A 19,286-nucleotide genomic window follows, 5' to 3' on the forward strand; every position below is an offset into this window, starting at 1 on the left:
AACTCTAATTTAAAATAATATTTTCCTCTATGGAATTACCCCTTAAATATTCTTCTACTTTAAGTTTTTTCTTTCCTGGAAACTGTATTTCTTCCAATATAATAGTTTTATCTTTAGAGTTTACATATATACCTTGTTTATCTACTTTTATTATTTGTCCATTATTTCCTTCTTTAAATTTTTCTATTAATGTAGCTTTGTGTATTTTAACAATATCATCTTTATATTGTATATAAGCTGATGGCCATGGCTTTAAACCTCTAATTAAGTTTATTATATTTTCACCACTATCATTCCAGTTAATTTTTCCTAAGTTTTTATCTAACATAGCTGCATAAGTTGAAATATTATGGTCTTGGGGTATCTTATTTGCCACTCCATTTTTAATATCATCTAATGCTTTTACTATTAATTCTCCTCCTAGTATAGATAACTTGTCATGTACAGTGATGGCATCATCATCTAAGCTTATTGGAATAGAGTCCCACATTATCATATCTCCTGAATCTAATCCTTTTGCCATTTCCATAATAGTAACTCCTGTTTCTTTCTCACCATTTATTATAGACCAATTTATGGGAGCCGCACCCCTATATTTAGGCAATAAAGATGCGTGTACATTATAACAACCATATTTAGGAATTTGAAGTATATCTTTTTTTAATATTTGACCATAGGCAACTACAACAATAAAATCTGGGTTTATGTTTTTAATTTTATTAACTGATTCTATATCATTAATTGAATCAGGCTGAAAAACTTCTATTCCTAATTCCAATGCTTTTTCCTTAACGGGAGTATATTGAACTTTTTTTCCTCTTCCTTTAGGTCTATCTTTTTGAGTTATAACCAACTCCACAGAATGTCCATTTTTATATAATGATTCTAATGAAGGTATGGCAAAATCTGGAGTTCCCATAAAAATTATCTTCATAATTACACCTCGTTATTTATATCTTCTTCATCTTCTAATTCCACTTCTTCGATCATCTTATCTGTATATAAAATTCCGTCAAGATGATCAATTTCATGACAAATTGCTCTTGCTAAAAGATTTTTTCCTTCCAAAGTTTTTTCTTCTCCATCTATATCTATATATTTTATTTTTACCCACTCTGGCCTACATACTGTACCTGATTTCCCCGGAACTGATAAACATCCTTCTATATCTATGACTTCACCTTCTACATCTAATATCTCAGGATTTATTAGCTTAATAGGTCCTTCACCTATATCTATTACTACAGCACGTCTAAGGATACCTACCTGTGGTGCAGCAAGTCCTACTCCATCTGCTTCATTCATTGTATCTACCATATCATCTAATAAGATTTTTATTCTATCAGTTATCTCTGTTATTTCCTTTGATTTTTTCCTTAAGATTGGATCATCTGATAGTCTTATTTCTCGTAATGCCATTTATATTCCTCCTATAGTATTGAATTTGGGTCAATATCGATGCTAATTTTCACATCATCTATTTTTAATTTATATTGATTTTCTATACACACCCTTTTTAATAAAGATTTTAAAATATTTAAGTTTTCTTCCTTAGATTTAATCAGTATTTGCCATCTATAATTATTTTTTATTTTTTCTAATGGTGCAGGATATGGTCCAATAATATATTTATCTATATTGTCTTTTTCAATCCAATTTATATCCTTAATAATTAAATTATATACTTCATTTGCTGCAGTTGCAACTTTGTTATTATTCTCTCCATATATTAGTAAACTAATAAGACTTAGAAAAGGAGGATATAAAAATTCTTTCCTTAAACTTATTTCAGTAGTATAAAATCTTTTATAATCATGGGCTTTTGAAAAGTTTATACTATAATGCTCTGGATCATAAGTTTGAAGTATGACTTTTCCACTTTCTTCTCCTCTTCCTGCTCTTCCTGCTACTTGAGTCACCAGTTGAAATGTCTTTTCTGGGGCTCTAAAGTCTGGTAAATTTAAAGTAACATCTGCTGCTATTATACCTACTAAAGTTACATTTTTAAAATCTAAACCTTTTGAAATCATTTGAGTTCCTATTAAAATATCTATATTTCCATCTTTCATGTTTCCTAAGATTTTCTCATGACTTCCTTTTTTACTTGTAGTATCCATATCCATTCTTTCTATTCTTGCTTGTGGAAAAAATTCTCTGGTAATTTCTTCTACTTTTTCAGTTCCTATTCCAAAATATCTAATATACTCACTTTTACATACAGGACAAATATTAGGTGGATTAATAGATAAACCACAATAATGACATCTTAGTTTGTGAATATTTCTATGATATGTCATTGATATATCACAATTATTGCATTTAACCACATATCCGCAATTTCTACAGGATATAAAGGTGGAAAATCCTCTTCTATTTAAAAAAAGAATAGTCTGTTTTCCTTTTTTTAAGTTTTCATCTATAGCGTTATGTAGTTCTGTACTAAATATAGATTTGTTTCCTTTATTTAACTCATCTCTCATATCTACTACAACTACTTCTGGTAGTTTATAATTGTTTACCCTTTCATTTAATTCTAAAAGAGTGAACCTACCATTTAAACTTTCATAATAAGTTTCTAAGGAAGGAGTTGCTGATCCTAGAACTAAAATACCATTTTCTAATTCAACTCTTTTTTCTGCAACTTCAATAGTATTATACTTAGGACTTTGGGAAGATTTATAAGTTGCTTCATGCTCTTCATCAATAATTATAATTCCTAGATTTTTAAAAGGAGCAAATACTGCGGACCTAGCACCTACAACTATTTTTACCTTGCCTTCCCTTATTTTTCTCCATTCATCAAATCTCTCTCCATAGGATAATCTGCTATGTAATACTGCTACTAAATCACCAAATCTACCTACAAATCTATCAATGGTTTGAGGTGTAAGAGAAATTTCCGGCACAAGAATAATTGAATCTTTACCTGATTTTAGCATTTCTTCCACTAGCTGCAAATAAATTTCTGTTTTGCCACTTCCAGTTACTCCGTGAAGTAAAAATTTATTTCTTTCTGATTGCTTTTCAATAGAATTCATGATTTTATTAAATATATTTTTTTGAGACAATGATAAATCATGTTTTTTATAGTATTTAATATCTTTTTTTATAGGTTCTCTATTTATTTCTTTATCATATATTTTAACCAAACCTTTTTTTTCAACTTCTCTTACTGTAGATAAAGTGGTATTCAGCTTTTTTGAAAGTTCTTTAAATGAAATATCTTGTGTGTCAAAAATATATTCCATTATTTCTCTTTGTTTAGTAGCTCTTGTCCCAATATTATTATATATATCCAATAGAGAAAGATTCGTATCCAATATTTGAATCCATTTTTCCGTTCTTTTTTCTACAGTTGTTTTCACATCTATTGTAGTTTCTATAATACCTTTAAATTCTAAATCATTTAATATTTTATTAATATTGTTTATTCTCAAATCTTTTTTACAATACTCTAAAAGAGTCTTTTCCTTATTTCCTAAATAAGAGATAATTTTAGCTTCTTCTTCATTTACATTATCATGATTCTTTTTATCTACTAATTCAATAAAGGTATTTATTTCTTTAAAATCTCCCGGAGGTAAAACTGGTTGAAAGGCATCTAAATAAGATGATAAATAGTATTCCTTCATCCAAATACTTAAATCAATTAATTTCTTTGATATTAAAGGTTTATCATCTAAAACATCTACTACTTTCTTTAATCCATTTTTATAAGGGGTATTGCCTATAATTTTAATTACTATACCCTTTATTAGCTTGTTTCCCCTTCCAAAAGGGATCACAACTCTCATACCTTCTTTTACAATATCTTTCAATTCTTCATCAATAATATATGTATATGGTCTGTCTACTTGTGATGACCTATTATTTACTATTATTTGTGCGTATTTTATATTCAAACTTATCATTCCTTTTATAGATGAAAATCAAAAGCTAGATTATATTATCTAGCTTTTATATTCTAATATAGATTTTACCTTATCTAATATAAGTTTTGCAACTTGTCTTTTATCCATTATAGGGTAATCTGTTTTTATACCTTCCTTATCTATTATAGATACAATATTAGTATCTACATTAAATCCTGCACCTTCTTTTGTCACATCATTAGCAACTATAAAATCCAAGTTCTTTTTCTTTATTTTTTCTACTGCATGTTCATATATATTATTGGTTTCAGCTGCAAATCCAACTATAATTTGATCTTCCTTTTTATTGCCAAAGTGAGCTACTATATCTGGATTTTTTATATATTTTATAATCAACTCATTATCATTGTCTTTTTTCTTTATTTTTTCTTCACTGACTGTCTCTGGCCTATAATCTGCTGGTGCAGCAGCTTTAATCAACACATTACAGGTATCAAAACGAGCATCAATAGCATTTAACATATCTTCAGTGGTTTTTATATTAATAAGATTTACTCCTTTAGGTGGTACAAGAGATGTAGGACCACTGACTAGTATTACTTCAGCACCTCTTTCAACAGCCTCTTTTGCTATATTATATCCCATTTTACCACTGGAATGATTAGTCATATATCTAACTGGGTCTAAAGGTTCTATAGTAGGACCAGCAGTTATTACTATTTTCTTTCCTACTAAATCCTTTTCTATAAAACTATTCAATACATACTCTATAATATCAGATGGTTCTGGCATTTTTCCTTCTCCATAATCTCCGCAAGCAAGTAATCCTGTTCCTGGACTAATAAACTCATATCCTAAGTTTTTTAATTTATCTATATTAGACTTTACTATGGGGTTACGATACATAAAGGTATTCATTGCAGGGGCAAATATTACCTTAGCTGTTGATGCCATCACAACTGTAGTCAATAAATTGTCTGCTATTCCATTGGCTATTTTACCTATGGTATTTGCAGTAGCAGGAGCAATTAAAATAATATCTGCTTTTTGTGCCAAGGATATATGTTCTACATCATAACTTGTAATTTCATTAAACATCTTTCTATGAACCACATTTTTTGACATAGTTTGAAAAGTTAGAGGTGTAACAAATTCTTCTGCTCCTTCTGTCATGATTACATCTACATTGGCATTAAGCTTTTTTAATCTACTAACAACTTCACAAGCTTTATATACTGCAATTCCACCTGTAACACCTAAAACAATATTTTTACCTTTAAGCATAATATGCCTCCTATTTTATACTACTAATGGCTGGTCTGGTATAGGTTATCTTTCCTTCTATAACTTCACCTAGGGCTATACTAACAGGTTTTTTAGATGTTCCTTCAATTAATGGTTCAGCACCATCAATAATTTGTCTTGCTCTTTTAGCAGTTAGTATAACTAAAGTATATCTACTATCTCCTCTTTCTGCCAATTCATTAAAAGATGGGTTTAACATTTTATTTACCTCCCTTTGAAATAACTTTTTCTTTAATATCTGAATGTCTCTTTACCCTTAATCTTTCAGCTCTTATTATTGATTCTATGTCAGATACTGCATCTTCTATTTTTTCATTTACTACAAAGTAATCATATTCTCCTACGAAATCTAATTCTTTAAAGGCATTTTCAAATCTTCTGTTTATATCTTCTGTAGTTTCTGTCCCTCTTTTAACTATTCTATTTTTTAATTCTTCCATAGTCGGAGGTAATAAAAATACAAAAACTGCTTCAGAATAATTTTTCTTGATTTGTAATGCACCTTGCACATCGATTTCCAATAAAACTATTTCACCTTTTTTTACTTCATCCATAACAAACTCTTTAGGTGTTCCATAATAATTGGTATGAACATAAGCATATTCTAAAAATTCATCCTTAGATATTTTTTCTTTAAATTCTTCATCTTCTATAAAGAAATAGTTTATCCCATTTGCCTCTCCAGTTCTAGGTTTTCTTGTAGTTGCTGAAATAGAATATATAATGTCATTGTTTCTTTCTAAAAGTGATTTACATACTGTTCCTTTTCCAGTTCCAGCAGGACCTGAAATAATTAATAAAAAACCTTTTGCCATTTCTTCACCATCTCTCCATATTAATCTATATTTTCTCCTTTATCGTGGAATCTATTTGCCACGGTTTCTGGTTGAACTGGAGTCAGTATTACATGTTGACTATCTGTAATTATAACTGCTCTAGTTCTCCTACCATAAGTAGCATCTATTAGTAATCCTTTCTCCCTTGCTTCTTGAATAAGTCTTTTAATAGGTGCTGATTCTGAACTTACTACAGAAATTATTCTATTGGCTGAAACAATATTTCCAAAACCAATGTTAATTAGTTTTATTGACATAATTTTCCTCCTTAACTATTCAACATTTTGGACTTGTTCTCTTATTTTCTCCAACTCTGCCTTTGCTTCTACTACTCTTTGAGAAATTAATACATCATTTGCCTTTGAACCAATTGTATTTATTTCTCTATTCATTTCTTGAATTAAGAAATCTAACTTTTTACCTATGGAACTACTTTCATTTAATATAGAAACAAATTGTTTTATATGAGATTTAAGTCTAACAATTTCTTCATTGATATTACATTTATCTGCAAACATAACTACCTCTGAAGTAATCCTATCCTCATCTATACTTATATCTTTATCTAATAATTCTCTAATTCTCTCTCTTAATTTATCTTTATATTCTAATACTACTAATGGAGACCTTTCTTCAATATCTAATACTAGATTTTGAATGGCAAGAAGTTTTAATGATATATCTTCCTTTAGTTCTTCTCCTTCTGCGGACTTCATGCTCATAATATCATTAAGTGCTATATTTAAAGCTTCTTTTAAGGAAAACCATATCGTATCTTCATCTAGTTCTTTTCTCTCAGTTTTAATTATATCGGATAATCCCAGCAAGTTATATAATCTAACATTTTCAGTTAAATTTAATTCTGTTGATAATTCCTCTAAAGCAGATTTATAAGTTCTTGCCAAAGGAACATCTACTTTGATTTCTATTGCAGATTCATTTATATACTCTAAGTTAATATATACATCTATTTTTCCCCTATGAATTTCTGACTTTATGATTTTCTTTATTTTTTCTTCAAGATAGGAAATATGTCTTGGCATTTTTATTATAATATCATTATATCTATGATTAACAGCTTTTATTTCTACTTTTAGGTTATACAGCTCATTATTAAATTCTCCCCTACCAAAACCAGTCATACTCTTAACCATAATTGACACCTCTCTTTCATTTTGTCCTTTCTACTTGAAAAATATTATATAGCTTATATTAATGTAAATCTACTATATGTTACAAATTATTAATATTTTATTTAAATTTCCTTTTAGTTTATTATTTTCAAATATAGTGGTATACTTTTAATAGTTATATTTTATTGGAGGAATTTATATGTCATTTGATGGTATAGTAACAAAATCAGTTGTCGAAGAGTTGAAAGAAAAATTAATTGGTGGCAGAGTAGATAAAATTTATCAACAAGAAAATGATGAAATCTTAATTCATCTTCATAGTAAGGGCACTAACTATAAATTAATCCTATCTGCCAGCAGCAATAATCCAAGAGCATATCTAACTAATCATTCTAAAACTAATCCTTCTTCTCCACCAGTTTTTTGTATGCTTCTTAGAAAACATCTTATTGGAGGAATTATCTTAAATGTTGAGCAGTTTAGTTTTGATAGAGTTATTTTTATAGATATATCTGCCATAGATGAATTAGGTCAGCCTACTGAAAAAAGGCTGATAGTTGAAATAATGGGAAAGCACAGTAATATTATATTAATAGATAAATCTTCATCTAAAATAATAGATTCTGTTAAAAGAGTCTATGAAGATATGAGTAGAGTAAGGCAAATCCTTCCTGGTATAATCTACGAATATCCCCCAGTTCAAAATAAAGTTAACCCATTGATTGGTACACAGGAAACATTTTTTAATCTCATGGAGTCATCGGATAAAAATTTACCATGTTTTAAATTTCTGTATCTAAACTATTTAGGACTAAGTCCTTTAATTAGTAGAGAAATTTGTTTTGATGCTGTATTGGACATAGATAGAACTGTTGGCAGCTTATACGAAGAAGATAAAAATGCTTTATATAATTCATTTAACAAATTAGTTATGAAAATAAAAAACAATGAATTTACTCCTATTTCGATTTTATCTAACAATGGTACAGAAATTATTGCCTTTCATGCTTTGGAACTAAATCAATTTGGAAAGGAAAACAGAGTCTATACAGATTCTGTGTCTAAACTATTAGATAACTTTTATCATAGAAAAGATATTCTAGATAGAATAGGGCAAAAATCACAATCCATAAGAAAATCTATACAAGTAAAATTAGATAGGGCTTTAAACAAACTTGGAAAACAAAAAGAAGAATTACTGGAAAGTCAAGATAGAGAAAAATATAAAGTATATGGAGACTTAATATCTGCAAATCTTCATAATATTCCTAGGGGAGTAAATAATGTGGAATTGGATAACTTTTATGATGAGAATATGAATAAATTAAATATTCCTATAGATATTAAACTATCTCCAGTAGCCAATGCTCAAAAATACTATAAAAAATATTCAAAACTTAAAAATGCTCATTTATTATTAGAAGAACAAATACCTGAAACTGAGAATGAAATAAGATATTTAGAAAATGTTCTTATGAGTATTGAAAATTCAACAGAAGTTCAAGAACTAGATGAAATCAAAGAAGAATTAATTAGTGAAGGCTATATTAAAGGGTCATTAAAGAAGAAAAAGAAAAAAGATGAACTCCTATCTAAGCCACTTCATTATATTTCTCAAGATGGTTTTAATATTTATGTTGGAAAAAATAATAAGCAAAATGATTATCTTACTTTACGTTTATCTAATAGGGATGATATATGGCTTCATGTACAAAAAATGCCAGGTAGTCATGTCATCATAGAGAAAAGTGGACAGGATATTCCAGAAACAACACTTGAAGAAGCTGGAATACTAGCTGCATATTTTAGTAAAGGAAAGAATTCTAATCATGTTCCAGTGGATTATACTGAAAGAAAAAATGTAAAAAAGCCTAAAAACGCTAAGGCTGGAATGGTAATTTATGAAAACTTTAAAACTTTAATTATCAATCCTTCTAAAAACTTGGTAGACAACATAAAAAAGGTAGAAAGTTAAACTTTCTACCTTTTATTTCTCAATTATAAATACTTTATCTACTTGATCTATTTCTTTAAAATTTACTTTTACATTTTCAGACCTTGATGTGGGAAGATTTTTACCTACATAGTCTGGTCTAATAGGAAGTTCTCTATGACCTCTATCTATTAATACGGCTAATTGCACTCTAGAAGGTCTTCCTTTTTCTACTAAGGCATTTAAAGCGGCTCTAACTGTTCTACCAGTATATATAACATCATCTACTAAAATAACAGTCTTATCATTAATATCTTGGTTAAATTTTTCATTTATAATGGGGTGTTCTCTAACTTCAGTTAAATCATCTCTATATAATGTTATATCAAGGGAAAATACTGGAACAGCTTCCCCTTCGATTTCTTCAATTTTTTTTGATAATCTTTCTGCGAAAGGACATCCTCTAGTTTTAATTCCTACTAAGATAATATCTTTTATTCCTTTATTTCTTTCAATTATTTCGTTAGCTATTCTTGTTGTTGCCCTTTGTATAGCCTTTTCATCTAAGATTATTGCTTTAATATCCATTTAATCCCTACTTCCTTTTATTATCTAAACCATTTAAAATTTCCTTAAAATATTCTGGTAAATCTGTTTGAAATTCTATATATTCTTCTGTACTAGGATGAATCAACCCTAATTTATAGGCATGTAACATTTGCCTTTGTAATCCAAATTCATTTTTCCCCTTAGAATATACTGGATCACCAACAACTGGATGGTTGATATAAGCCATATGTACTCTTATTTGATGGGTTCTTCCTGTTTCTAAGTTTACTTCTAAAAGTGTATAGTTATTATACCTATCCAAAACTTTATAATGAGTTATAGCTTCTTTACTATTCTTTTGTGTAACAGTCATTTTCTTTCTATCATTTGTATGTCTTCCTATGGGAGCGTTTATAGTACCTTCATCATTTAACCATGTACCATGAACTAAAGTAATATACGTTCTTTTTACATTTCTTTTTTTCAGTTCTTCTGACAAGATCCTATGTGCCTTATCATTTTTAGCTATAATCAATATTCCAGACGTATCTTTATCTAGTCTATGTACTATACCAGGTCTAATAATGCCATTTATGGAAGACAGATTGCCAATGTGATATAACAATGCGTTTACTAAAGTTCCTGTGTAATTTCCCGGTGCAGGATGAACTACCATATCCTGTGGTTTATTGACAATAACAATATCTTCATCTTCATAAACTATATCTATAGGTATATCTTCTGCAATTATCTCCAACTTTTTAGGTTTAGGAAGGTTTACTTTTATATAATCTCCTTCTTTAACTAAATAACTAGATTTCATATATTTATCATTAACAGAAACTAATTTTTCTTTAATCAATTTCTGTATATAAGATCTAGAAACTTCATTTAATTCTTCAGCAAGATAGGAATCAAGTCTCTCTTCATCTTCTTCATTAACATAGATTTCAACTGTATTCATTTTATTCTCCTATACTTCGTATTTATCCAATGAAACTAAGATTAAAATAATAATAGTTCCCATAACTATAAAAATATCTGCTATATTAAAAACAGGAAATTCATATCTATTAAATAATCTAAAACTTAAAAAATCTACAACATATCCAAATCTAACTCTATCTATAAAATTACCAATAGTACCTCCTAAAAACATTCCCAATCCTATTCTCGTAAAGAGATTGATTTTATGATAGTTTCTTACAAGAAAGACAGAAATAGAACCTATTACTATAAGTGTTATAATGACAAAAAATATCTTTTTATTTTGTAAAATTCCAAAGGCTGCGCCATAATTTTCAACATAACTTAGCCTAAAAAAATTAGGTATTATAACGTGTGAGTAGGTGTCTTTTAAGTATTTAATTGCTGCATATTTACTTATTTGGTCAAGTAAAACAATAATAATGGAAAATATAAATATCAAAACTTATCACTCCTAATCTTTTAGATATACATTCTATTTTATATTATTAGAATATTAATATCAATAGTTTCAATAATTTAAAAAATTCTCTGGAAGTATATACCAGAGAATTTTTATTTTAAAGTTTCATCATAATATTCTTGAGATATATTTTCTATATCTTCCACTCCATCTCCTCCATCACCATCTTCTTCATCATCTACTAGTAAAAGGTCTCCGGTATGAAATGATGGGTCATCTGAAACATAATTATAAGAAGCCACTTTTTGATAAGAATCTTCTCTATCAAACTCGATCATGTCCTCAGTAGTATCGCTGAATGAGGTGCTATTCTCTTCATCAATGGGAACAAACTGTCTATATTCTACTTCTTTATTTGGCGTAATCACAATATCATTGGCACATTCTATACAACTTTTCAAATAAGGGATAAGGTTTAGTCTTTCCCCATTAATCTCCTTACCACAAGACTTGCAGATTCCATAAACACCATTTTTTATATCCTCAAAAGACCTTTCTACTTCATATAGAGTATCTTTTGTACTATTTTTAAATCCATTGTCTTGTTCCATCATAAATAACTCTGTACCTATGTCTGCAGGATGATTATCATAATTAGATAGCTCACTATAATATACATCCATTGAACCATATTCTTCCATATTATTCATATTGTCTAATGTTTTTAATAGCTTTTCTTTTTCTTCTAGTAATCTATTTTCAAAATAATGAAGTTTATCTTTATCCATAGTTACCTCCAGTTTATAATATAATTTATGTCTTGAATAATAATATAACCAGAGGAAATAATAAACATTCAGCATTTGAGTTAGAATAAAATTACATTATTTAAAATCTGCTTAAATTCATTAAATTAATTCTTTATATAATTTTTCAAATTCTTTAAAGTTAAGAGATTGCAAACCATCTGATAATGCTTTATCTGGTTCAGGATGTATCTCTACAATTATACCATCTGCATTTAAAGTCTTAGCAGCCTTTGAAGCAGGTAAAACTAATTCTTTTCTACCTGTTCCATGGGAGGGATCAACAAATACAGGATAATCCGATATTTCTTTTAATATTGGAACACTCATTAAATCCAAAGTATTTCTTGTATAATCCTCAAAAGTCCTAATACCTCTTTCGCATAATATTATCTTTTCATTTCCACCTATTTTAATATATTCCGCTGCCATTATCCATTCCTTAATAGTTGCACTCATACCTCTTTTTAACATTACTGGTTTATCTATTTTTCCCATTTCTTTCAAAAGAGAAAAATTTTGCATATTTCTAGATCCAATTTGAATAATATCAATATAATCATGGGATGAATCTATATCTCGAGGATCCATTATCTCAGAAATTATACTAAGACCATACTTTTGTTTCATATCATAAAGCATTTTTAATCCTTCTAAACCTAATCCCTGAAAAGAATCTGGATTAGTTCTAGGCTTAAAAGCACCACCACGTAATATTTTTACTCCTATTTTGTGCAAGAATCTACCTATTTCGTCTATTTGTTCATAACTTTCTACAGCACAGGGACCTGCTATAATATTAAAAGACTTGCCTCCAATATATATATCCCTATTTACTTCTATCTTTCTACTCATTTTCCTTCCTCCAACTACCAAAAATTATCTTTTCAAAGAAAAAAGAGGCCACTATGCCCCTAAATCATCTACTTCATTTAAATCATGACTTTCGTCTATAGTTGTTTCTTCTAGTATTTCATTACTACCTTTGCTTTCATATTCCTCATGGAATTCTTCCAAAGAAATAAGCTGTGCTTTAATAAAAGTTTCATACCTATTTTTAAATATAAAAATTTCTTTTTTCAGATGATCATATTCCTTCATTATATTTTTCACTTCATCTCTAGCTGCATTGATTCTATTTTTAGACTGAATTTCAGCATCTTCTATTATTAACTCTGCTTTTTTTCTTGCAGCACTTGTCACTTCATCTGCTGTACTTTGAGCAATAACTAAAGTACTTTTTAAGGTTTCCTCTAGGTTGTTATATTGTCTTATTTGATCAGTCAACATTCCTATCTTATCTTTAAGTTCAATGTTCTCTCTATATAACTTCTCATAATCAGTATTGATTGCATCTAAATAAGCATCAACTTCTCGAGTATTATATCCACCTAAAGCTTTCTTAAATTCCTTACTTTGTATATCCAATGGTGTAATCATTTTCCTCACTCCATTTAAATTAATATTCTTATAGTAGCTTTTATTTTACCCTTTTTGCTTATCCCCTCAACAGAATATAATATGGAACGTCCATATCCCCTTACAGAAACTATATCCCCAACTGTAATTTCTTTAGAAGCTTTATCTATAGATTCCCAATTAACTTTTACATTTCCTGACTTTATTATATCTATGCTCTCTTGCCTTGATAGATTGTAACTAGAACTAATGTAAGCATCAAGTCTATAAGAAGATATTACTTTATTTATTTCTTTGTATTCAGGCTCAATAAAGGAAATAGAATCTAAAGATTTTTCTTCTACAATTACTTTTCTATTTTTAATTCTATTTAGATTAAATAAAATAAAATTACTTATTTCCTGTTTGATTATTATATCTCCATAACCTTCATGTACTAAAATATCCCCTATTTTCCTTCTCTTTATACCAAGATTAAGTATAGAACCTAAAAAATCTTTATGTGATAGTCCTTCTGTATCTACATTTATTCGTAAATATTTAATATCATGAGGAGCATCTAGTTCACTATAATAATCAGGATAAATGGTTAAAATCTGTCTTTCAGCCTGTATAATTCCACCATTTTCTAGATAATTTACTTCCATAAATCTATTAAGAATTGACTTAGCTAGTAATCTTTCATAAGGATCAAGAAAATCTGTAGATTCAAAGGAATGATTATTAAGTACCACTTCAATTTTATCTATTATTCTTCGCATTTCAATAAGTTTATCATTATCTTTAATATGCGAAGTATATTTTTCCCTATCTATTTTCATATTAATATACCTATAACAAAATCCTACTGGCAATAGTATATATCAATCTTAAAAATAGAATAGCCAATAGTGGTGAGAAATCTAGCATTCCAGTATTTATACCAGTTTTGGCAAGTAATTCTCTTGCTGTACCAAGAACTGGCTCTGTTAGTTCATAAACAAACCTAGTAATAATATTGTCTCCATGAATATTCAAGAAGGAAAATATTATTCTTACTATAATCAACAATTCAATTAAATTAAGTAATATTGTAATGGACTTGTGTAAAAGTATCATTAATATAATCTACTCCTTCTTACCAAGAAAATAGTCCCCTATTTTTTAGTTCTTCTTTTAATCCGTCAATTTCTACATTGCTAGGGGCAAAGATAAATATATCCTTTGTAACCTTTTGAATATTACCTTCCATTGCATATAATCCACCACTTATAAAATCAAAAATTTGTCTCTTAATTCCATTATCCAATTGCTCTAAATTTACTATAACTGTTTTTCTAGCTTTTAAATCATCTATTATACTAGGGGCTTCGTCATAACTAAGAGGTTCATGTACTACAATTTTCATATTACTATTAGTATGGATATTTACTACTTTATTATTTAACTTTTTTGTTTTTGTTGGTACTACTGTATCATAATCATCATCGTAATCGGAATATTCTTCCTCATATCTCTCTTCTTCCTCCAAATCCTGTACACCTATAAAATATTTAATCTTGTCCATAAAGGTATTCATTGTATCCCTCCTAATAATTTCTTTTGCCAAATATATTAGATCCAACTCTAATCATATTTGAACCCTCTTCTATAGCTAACTCATAATCATTTGACATTCCCATGGACAAATAATCCATAGATAATTCTTTATAATTTCTACTTTTTATGTCTTCTTTTAAGTTGTATAAAGTTTTGAAAATATTTCTCAAAGTTTCCTCATGGTTTACATGAGGAGCTATGGTCATTAAACCTCTAACTTTAATATTATCAAAAACTAAAACATCTTCTAAGAAATTTAATACTTCGTTTAATTTAAGTCCAAACTTTGTCTCTTCTTCAGCCACATTTACTTGTAATAGAACTTCTGTAACTATTCCTTCATTTTTAGATCTTCTGTCTATCTCCTTTGCTAAGGATAATCTATCTAAGGAATGCACTAACCTTGTTTTATTGATAATATTTTTTACTTTATTGGTCTGTAAATGTCCTATCATATGGTAATTTATTTTATCACCTAATGAATTATATTTAAGTTCTAATTCTTGAACTCTATTTTCACCTATATTAATAATTCCATAATCAAGGGCATTTTTTATCCTATTAATATCTACAGTTTTGGTTACAGCTATTAGTTCTACCTTTTCTCCTTCTCTGCCAGATTTTCTTAAGGCTTTTTCAATATTTTCCTCAATAATCTGTATATTGTCTTGAATAGATATTTTTATCCCCTCCATTTTAGTTAAGTATTTGTCCCTCTTTTATATTAGTAGTATTTATAAATATTTCATCAAATAATGTAATAGTTCTTGTAGGCTTTTCTTCACCTTCCAAGAAAATATTACCGTTATCACCCATATCAACATAAGTATAATTATCGTCTTGACCTATTATATTCACAGGTCTAAACTTCACTATGCCACTTTTATCCTTGATATATACTCCTTGCATGTTATCTTTATTTATTATTGCCTTGGTAGGTATTCTATAACCTTCATTTTTACTTTGAATAATATCCACTTCTGCGAATCTTATATCATAATAATCATGCAGCATAGTAGTAAATTTTACTACCATTGCTCCCTTTTTTCCTGAGCTATTAATTGCAACGATTCTTCCTCTTAACTCTTCCTTGTCTTTTTTCATATGAATTTGAACATTATCCCCTACTTCAAAACCTTCTATTTCCTTTAAATCTTCTATTTTTACAGCTAGATACCATTCAAAGTTGTTGATTATTTTATATATAGGTTGTCCTACATTTACATTAGTTTTTACTTCATCTTTTTTAAGCTTAGTAGAATTTAATTTATCATAAGTATAATTTTCAAATTCTCTAGGTAAATATGTTTCCTCATATCCGTCTATTATATATGATACAATTCCTCCATATTGTGAATAATATTTCACATGATTACTATTTATTTCTTTACTTATAACCTCTTTTTTTGACTTCAAATTTTCAAGACTTTGACCTGCCAAAGTGTTGGTGAAAGAAACATCCTTAACTTTTTCATCATATAGGGCTAATTGCTCCTTTAGTAAATACACTTCATCGAAGTTTCCTTCTATTATATTTGTCTGTAATTTATTCACTAAAGATTCCTTTAGATTTCCCACTTTCTCTTTTTCATTTATTATTAAATTAGTTTCAGCTTCAGACTTTTCTAAAGCTGAAATAGATTCCTCCACCTGTTCTAACTCTTCTTTTAATGAAGACGTATCATTTAAGGAGTTAACAGAAGCCACCTCAGAACCTGCTGCCAATCTAGTACCTTCATTAGTTGACATTTCTAATTGTCCTTTAACTTGAGATTTTGTTACTGTTTCATCCTTTATTAAAAAACCTTCAGCAGAAAATTTAGTAATTAAAACTCCTCTTTCTGGAAGAACAGTTTTTGTACCATTAGCAAGTAATGATGGAACAGATCTAAACAATAGATATAGAGAAACAAAGGATATAATTATAATTCGAAAAACTTTTCGTTTCTTCCTACTTTTTTCTCTCTTCTCATAAGACATAATATTCACCCTTTGTACATCTTTTAATTAAAAAATTTCCCATATTTACTAAGTATCTTAAACTTCTCAATATTATCTATTTTAAATATCTTTATTTCATCTTTATATGTAACCATCAATATAGATTTATCTTTTTTCTTAGCACCTAAAAGGATTCCATTATATCTTTTCTTTTCTTTTGTTATGACTTTAACTTCATCTCCTGCCTTTGCTCTTATACCATCTAATATAAATTCCTTCATATCAGCTTCTTTTAAATGCTCTGGAGTTACTGTTTTTTTATCTATAATTACTATATTATTTTTCAAGTACATTTTTTCTTTTAAAATTACAAATATATACCCAAATATACTAGTTATGAAAAGTAAAATTAAAATGGTCTGAATATATTCTAACAAGCTAACACCTCCGAATTCAAAATATACTAATAGTATAACATAATTAAACGTTGTTTTAAACTACTTTACGAAATGAATTATAATACTAAAGTATTTATTTTAAATTTAAATGTTTATCAATTATGATAATATTTGTTTAGATTATCATATCTTTCATATAACTGTAGGATTTGTATATTATTTGCGATTTAGCTGTTTCTTAAAGACACTCTAAAAACGGAACAGAAGGCTATTAATAGCCTTCTGTTCCGTTTTTAGAGAATTCTTCTTATATTTTATTAAATCTATATTTTATTTTGCGTATAACTTAATACCTGTTGTATCAAAGTATTGTAGCAATTCTGGCAATACATCAACTGATACTTTTTCACCATCTTCAGTGATAAAAGTGTTATTGTTAAGCTTAATATAAACTGGATTGTTTAAGTTATACCACTCTACTAGCTTAGCTTGTGCTCTTGCGTTATTATTTAGGTAATCTGTATCAAAAGCCTCATCACCTATAATAACTGCACTAACTGGAAGATCTTCTATATCTCCTACTAATGTTATCTTTCCTTCTGCTATTTCTGTTAATGCAGTTCCATCTTCACCTGTAAATATTACTTCTATTTGCAAGTCTGATGCTACTACTCCTTCATGTGCTTTGTATGTTGCTTCGTATAATCCTGGCTCAACCTCTGTCATTTCATTTCCAAGTCTATTAGTTGAAGGTCCAAATGGAAGCATTATTCTATAATATGCTCTACCTCCTGATGGTGCATTAAAGCTTATTTCTAAGGTTTCATTACTTCTAAGCTCAGTATCTTCGGTTGGATGGAGATTTGTAATTCTTGCTGGTTCTGGATCAACAGGTCCTTCACCTTCTATTATCTTAACTTTTCCTTTTGCCATTTGTGTTATTTCATAGCCATATTCATTTCTATATACTACTTCAATCAATAAATTTTCTGCTCCTGTTTCTTCTGGAACTGTCCAAGTTCCAGTATATAATCCTTCTTCTTCTGTCATTGGTATTCCTATTTCATTGCTTTGTAACCCAAACGGAACCATTATTCTAAAATATCCTTGCCCTCCTGTAGGTGCATTGAAGCTAACTGTCAATACATCCCCTGCTCCAAGTTCTATATCTTCTGATGGCTGGATATTTGTAATAGTTGGTGACTCTAACTCTACTAATACAGTTCTTACAACTGTAGTTACATTTCCTGCTCCATCAGTTGCTTTTACAGTAATAATATTTTCACCTTGATTTAGCATCAATCTTTCATGGAAGTTATTAGATTCATCTACTGATATTTCTTTATCATTTATCTCTAATTTTTCTAAGCCAATATTGTCAGTTACAGTACCTATTACATGAACTGATTCTTCTTTTATCTTAGCATTGTCTAATGGCTCATCTACTGTTAAAACTGGTGCTAATTTATCTTTTATTACTACTACTGATGCTGATGGTTCTGTTTCTATTCCATTCAATTCAGCTGTTACCTTAATTGTATTTCTTTCTTCTGGTAGAGGTACTTCTACTTCAAATTCTCTATTCTCAGAATCTATTGAGGTTGTTTTTATATCGTTTACATATACATTTACCTTACCATCTGCTGTGACCTTTCCTTCTACTCTTACTGAATCTTGATTTGTATAGCTTTCTGGAGCTAGATTAGTTATTGCCGGAACATCCATTGCATATTCCATTCTTGCTCTAATCATCAATCCGCCTTGAGTATCTTCAGAGCTTAGTAGTTTAAATTCTCCGTCAATATTCATATATGATCTATCTTCATATGGTGAATTTTGGTCTATACCTGTTCCTGGACACTGAGTACCTGCTGCGTCTTGGATAGTTGAGATATAGAAGTCTTTATCTGTTGAGAAGCCAAGGCTTGATAGGTCTATATAGTTCCATTCACCTCTAACTACATCTTGGAATATTGGTTCTCCAACTTTGTATGGTTTTCCATTTGCATCTATTCCATATATTGTAAGTCCTATTCTATTTCCTCCCGGACTTGGCCATGAAGTATCCCAGAAGTAAATATTTGTACCTTTTACTTTACCAAATTGATCTGGTGTAAATCTTACTG

General features: G+C 28.8%; 22 protein-coding genes. 1 reads left to right on the plus strand and 21 read right to left on the minus strand.

Going from position 1 to position 19,286, the window contains the following annotated elements; all coding sequences use genetic code 11:
- Positions 1-4 precede the first annotated feature (4 nt).
- Genes fmt through FYJ83_RS01205 form a run of 8 tightly spaced genes read right to left on the minus strand, consistent with a single transcriptional unit; the run spans position 5 to position 7,167 of the window.
- Positions 5-934, minus strand: a complete 930-nt coding sequence (fmt, locus tag FYJ83_RS01170; RefSeq protein ID WP_154438258.1) for a methionyl-tRNA formyltransferase — start codon at positions 932-934, stop codon at positions 5-7.
- A gap of 2 nt (positions 935-936) precedes the next feature.
- Positions 937-1,419: a peptide deformylase gene (gene def, locus FYJ83_RS01175; protein ID WP_154438260.1), complete on the minus strand. Its 483-nt coding sequence runs from the start codon at positions 1,417-1,419 to the stop codon at positions 937-939.
- A gap of 11 nt (positions 1,420-1,430) precedes the next feature.
- Positions 1,431-3,902: a primosomal protein N' gene (gene priA / locus FYJ83_RS01180; protein WP_154438262.1), complete on the minus strand. Its 2,472-nt coding sequence runs from the start codon at positions 3,900-3,902 to the stop codon at positions 1,431-1,433.
- 48 nt (positions 3,903-3,950) lie between these two features.
- Complete coding sequence (gene coaBC / locus FYJ83_RS01185; protein WP_154438264.1) at positions 3,951-5,156, minus strand: bifunctional phosphopantothenoylcysteine decarboxylase/phosphopantothenate--cysteine ligase CoaBC; 1,206 nt, start codon at positions 5,154-5,156, stop codon at positions 3,951-3,953.
- 10 nt (positions 5,157-5,166) lie between these two features.
- A complete protein-coding gene (rpoZ, locus tag FYJ83_RS01190) occupies positions 5,167-5,376 on the minus strand; it encodes a DNA-directed RNA polymerase subunit omega (RefSeq protein ID WP_154438266.1) in 210 nt (69 codons plus the stop codon).
- 1 nt (position 5,377) lies between these two features.
- On the minus strand, positions 5,378-5,992 hold the full coding sequence (gmk, locus tag FYJ83_RS01195) for a guanylate kinase (RefSeq protein ID WP_154438268.1): 615 nt from the start codon (positions 5,990-5,992) through the stop codon (positions 5,378-5,380).
- A 20-nt stretch (positions 5,993-6,012) separates the two neighbouring features.
- Positions 6,013-6,270 (minus strand): extracellular matrix/biofilm regulator RemA, encoded by a 258-nt coding sequence (remA, locus tag FYJ83_RS01200; protein ID WP_154438270.1) that lies wholly within the window; start codon positions 6,268-6,270, stop codon positions 6,013-6,015.
- Positions 6,271-6,285: 15 nt separating this feature from the next.
- Positions 6,286-7,167 carry a YicC/YloC family endoribonuclease gene (locus FYJ83_RS01205; RefSeq protein ID WP_154438272.1) on the minus strand — a complete coding sequence of 294 codons (882 nt, stop codon included), beginning with the start codon at positions 7,165-7,167 and terminating at the stop codon, positions 6,286-6,288.
- 178 nt (positions 7,168-7,345) lie between these two features.
- On the opposite strand from FYJ83_RS01205, the gene FYJ83_RS01210 reads away from it, so the two are divergent.
- Entirely contained in the window at positions 7,346-9,121 is a 1,776-nt protein-coding gene (locus FYJ83_RS01210) for an Rqc2 family fibronectin-binding protein (protein ID WP_154438274.1), read from the plus strand.
- A 12-nt stretch (positions 9,122-9,133) separates the two neighbouring features.
- On the opposite strand, the gene pyrR is transcribed toward FYJ83_RS01210, so the two are convergent.
- The 13 genes from pyrR to FYJ83_RS19595 form a co-directional block, all read right to left on the minus strand.
- Complete coding sequence (gene pyrR, locus FYJ83_RS01215) at positions 9,134-9,667, minus strand: bifunctional pyr operon transcriptional regulator/uracil phosphoribosyltransferase PyrR (protein ID WP_154438276.1); 534 nt, start codon at positions 9,665-9,667, stop codon at positions 9,134-9,136.
- A gap of 7 nt (positions 9,668-9,674) precedes the next feature.
- Positions 9,675-10,592 carry an RluA family pseudouridine synthase gene (locus FYJ83_RS01220; RefSeq protein WP_154438278.1) on the minus strand — a complete coding sequence of 306 codons (918 nt, stop codon included), beginning with the start codon at positions 10,590-10,592 and terminating at the stop codon, positions 9,675-9,677.
- 9 nt (positions 10,593-10,601) lie between these two features.
- On the minus strand, positions 10,602-11,057 hold the full coding sequence (gene lspA / locus FYJ83_RS01225) for a signal peptidase II (protein ID WP_154438280.1): 456 nt from the start codon (positions 11,055-11,057) through the stop codon (positions 10,602-10,604).
- Positions 11,058-11,170: 113 nt separating this feature from the next.
- A complete protein-coding gene (locus FYJ83_RS01230; protein WP_195837878.1) occupies positions 11,171-11,806 on the minus strand; it encodes a TraR/DksA C4-type zinc finger protein in 636 nt (211 codons plus the stop codon).
- A gap of 120 nt (positions 11,807-11,926) precedes the next feature.
- On the minus strand, positions 11,927-12,679 hold the full coding sequence (locus FYJ83_RS01235) for a bifunctional 3-deoxy-7-phosphoheptulonate synthase/chorismate mutase (RefSeq protein ID WP_154438284.1): 753 nt from the start codon (positions 12,677-12,679) through the stop codon (positions 11,927-11,929).
- 51 nt (positions 12,680-12,730) lie between these two features.
- A complete protein-coding gene (locus tag FYJ83_RS01240) occupies positions 12,731-13,264 on the minus strand; it encodes a DivIVA domain-containing protein (RefSeq protein ID WP_154438286.1) in 534 nt (177 codons plus the stop codon).
- A 14-nt stretch (positions 13,265-13,278) separates the two neighbouring features.
- The gene (locus FYJ83_RS01245) at positions 13,279-14,064 is read right to left on the minus strand and encodes a YlmH family RNA-binding protein (protein ID WP_154438288.1); all 786 of its coding nucleotides are present in this window, start codon (positions 14,062-14,064) and stop codon (positions 13,279-13,281) included.
- A gap of 10 nt (positions 14,065-14,074) precedes the next feature.
- A complete protein-coding gene (locus FYJ83_RS01250) occupies positions 14,075-14,341 on the minus strand; it encodes a YggT family protein (RefSeq protein WP_154438290.1) in 267 nt (88 codons plus the stop codon).
- 19 nt (positions 14,342-14,360) lie between these two features.
- Entirely contained in the window at positions 14,361-14,801 is a 441-nt protein-coding gene (locus tag FYJ83_RS01255) for a cell division protein SepF (protein WP_154438292.1), read from the minus strand.
- A 10-nt stretch (positions 14,802-14,811) separates the two neighbouring features.
- Complete coding sequence (locus FYJ83_RS01260; RefSeq protein ID WP_154438294.1) at positions 14,812-15,516, minus strand: YggS family pyridoxal phosphate-dependent enzyme; 705 nt, start codon at positions 15,514-15,516, stop codon at positions 14,812-14,814.
- A 1-nt stretch (position 15,517) separates the two neighbouring features.
- Positions 15,518-16,801: an HlyD family efflux transporter periplasmic adaptor subunit gene (locus tag FYJ83_RS01265; protein ID WP_154438296.1), complete on the minus strand. Its 1,284-nt coding sequence runs from the start codon at positions 16,799-16,801 to the stop codon at positions 15,518-15,520.
- 23 nt (positions 16,802-16,824) lie between these two features.
- On the minus strand, positions 16,825-17,199 hold the full coding sequence (locus FYJ83_RS01270; RefSeq protein ID WP_154438298.1) for a hypothetical protein: 375 nt from the start codon (positions 17,197-17,199) through the stop codon (positions 16,825-16,827).
- Between the two features lie 291 nt (positions 17,200-17,490).
- On the minus strand, positions 17,491-19,286 hold a 1,796-nt coding region (locus FYJ83_RS19595; RefSeq protein WP_229768446.1), incomplete at its 5' end, for a hypothetical protein.

This window comes from Tissierella pigra (assembly GCF_009695605.1).
GTDB lineage: Bacteria > Bacillota > Clostridia > Tissierellales > Tissierellaceae > Tissierella > Tissierella pigra.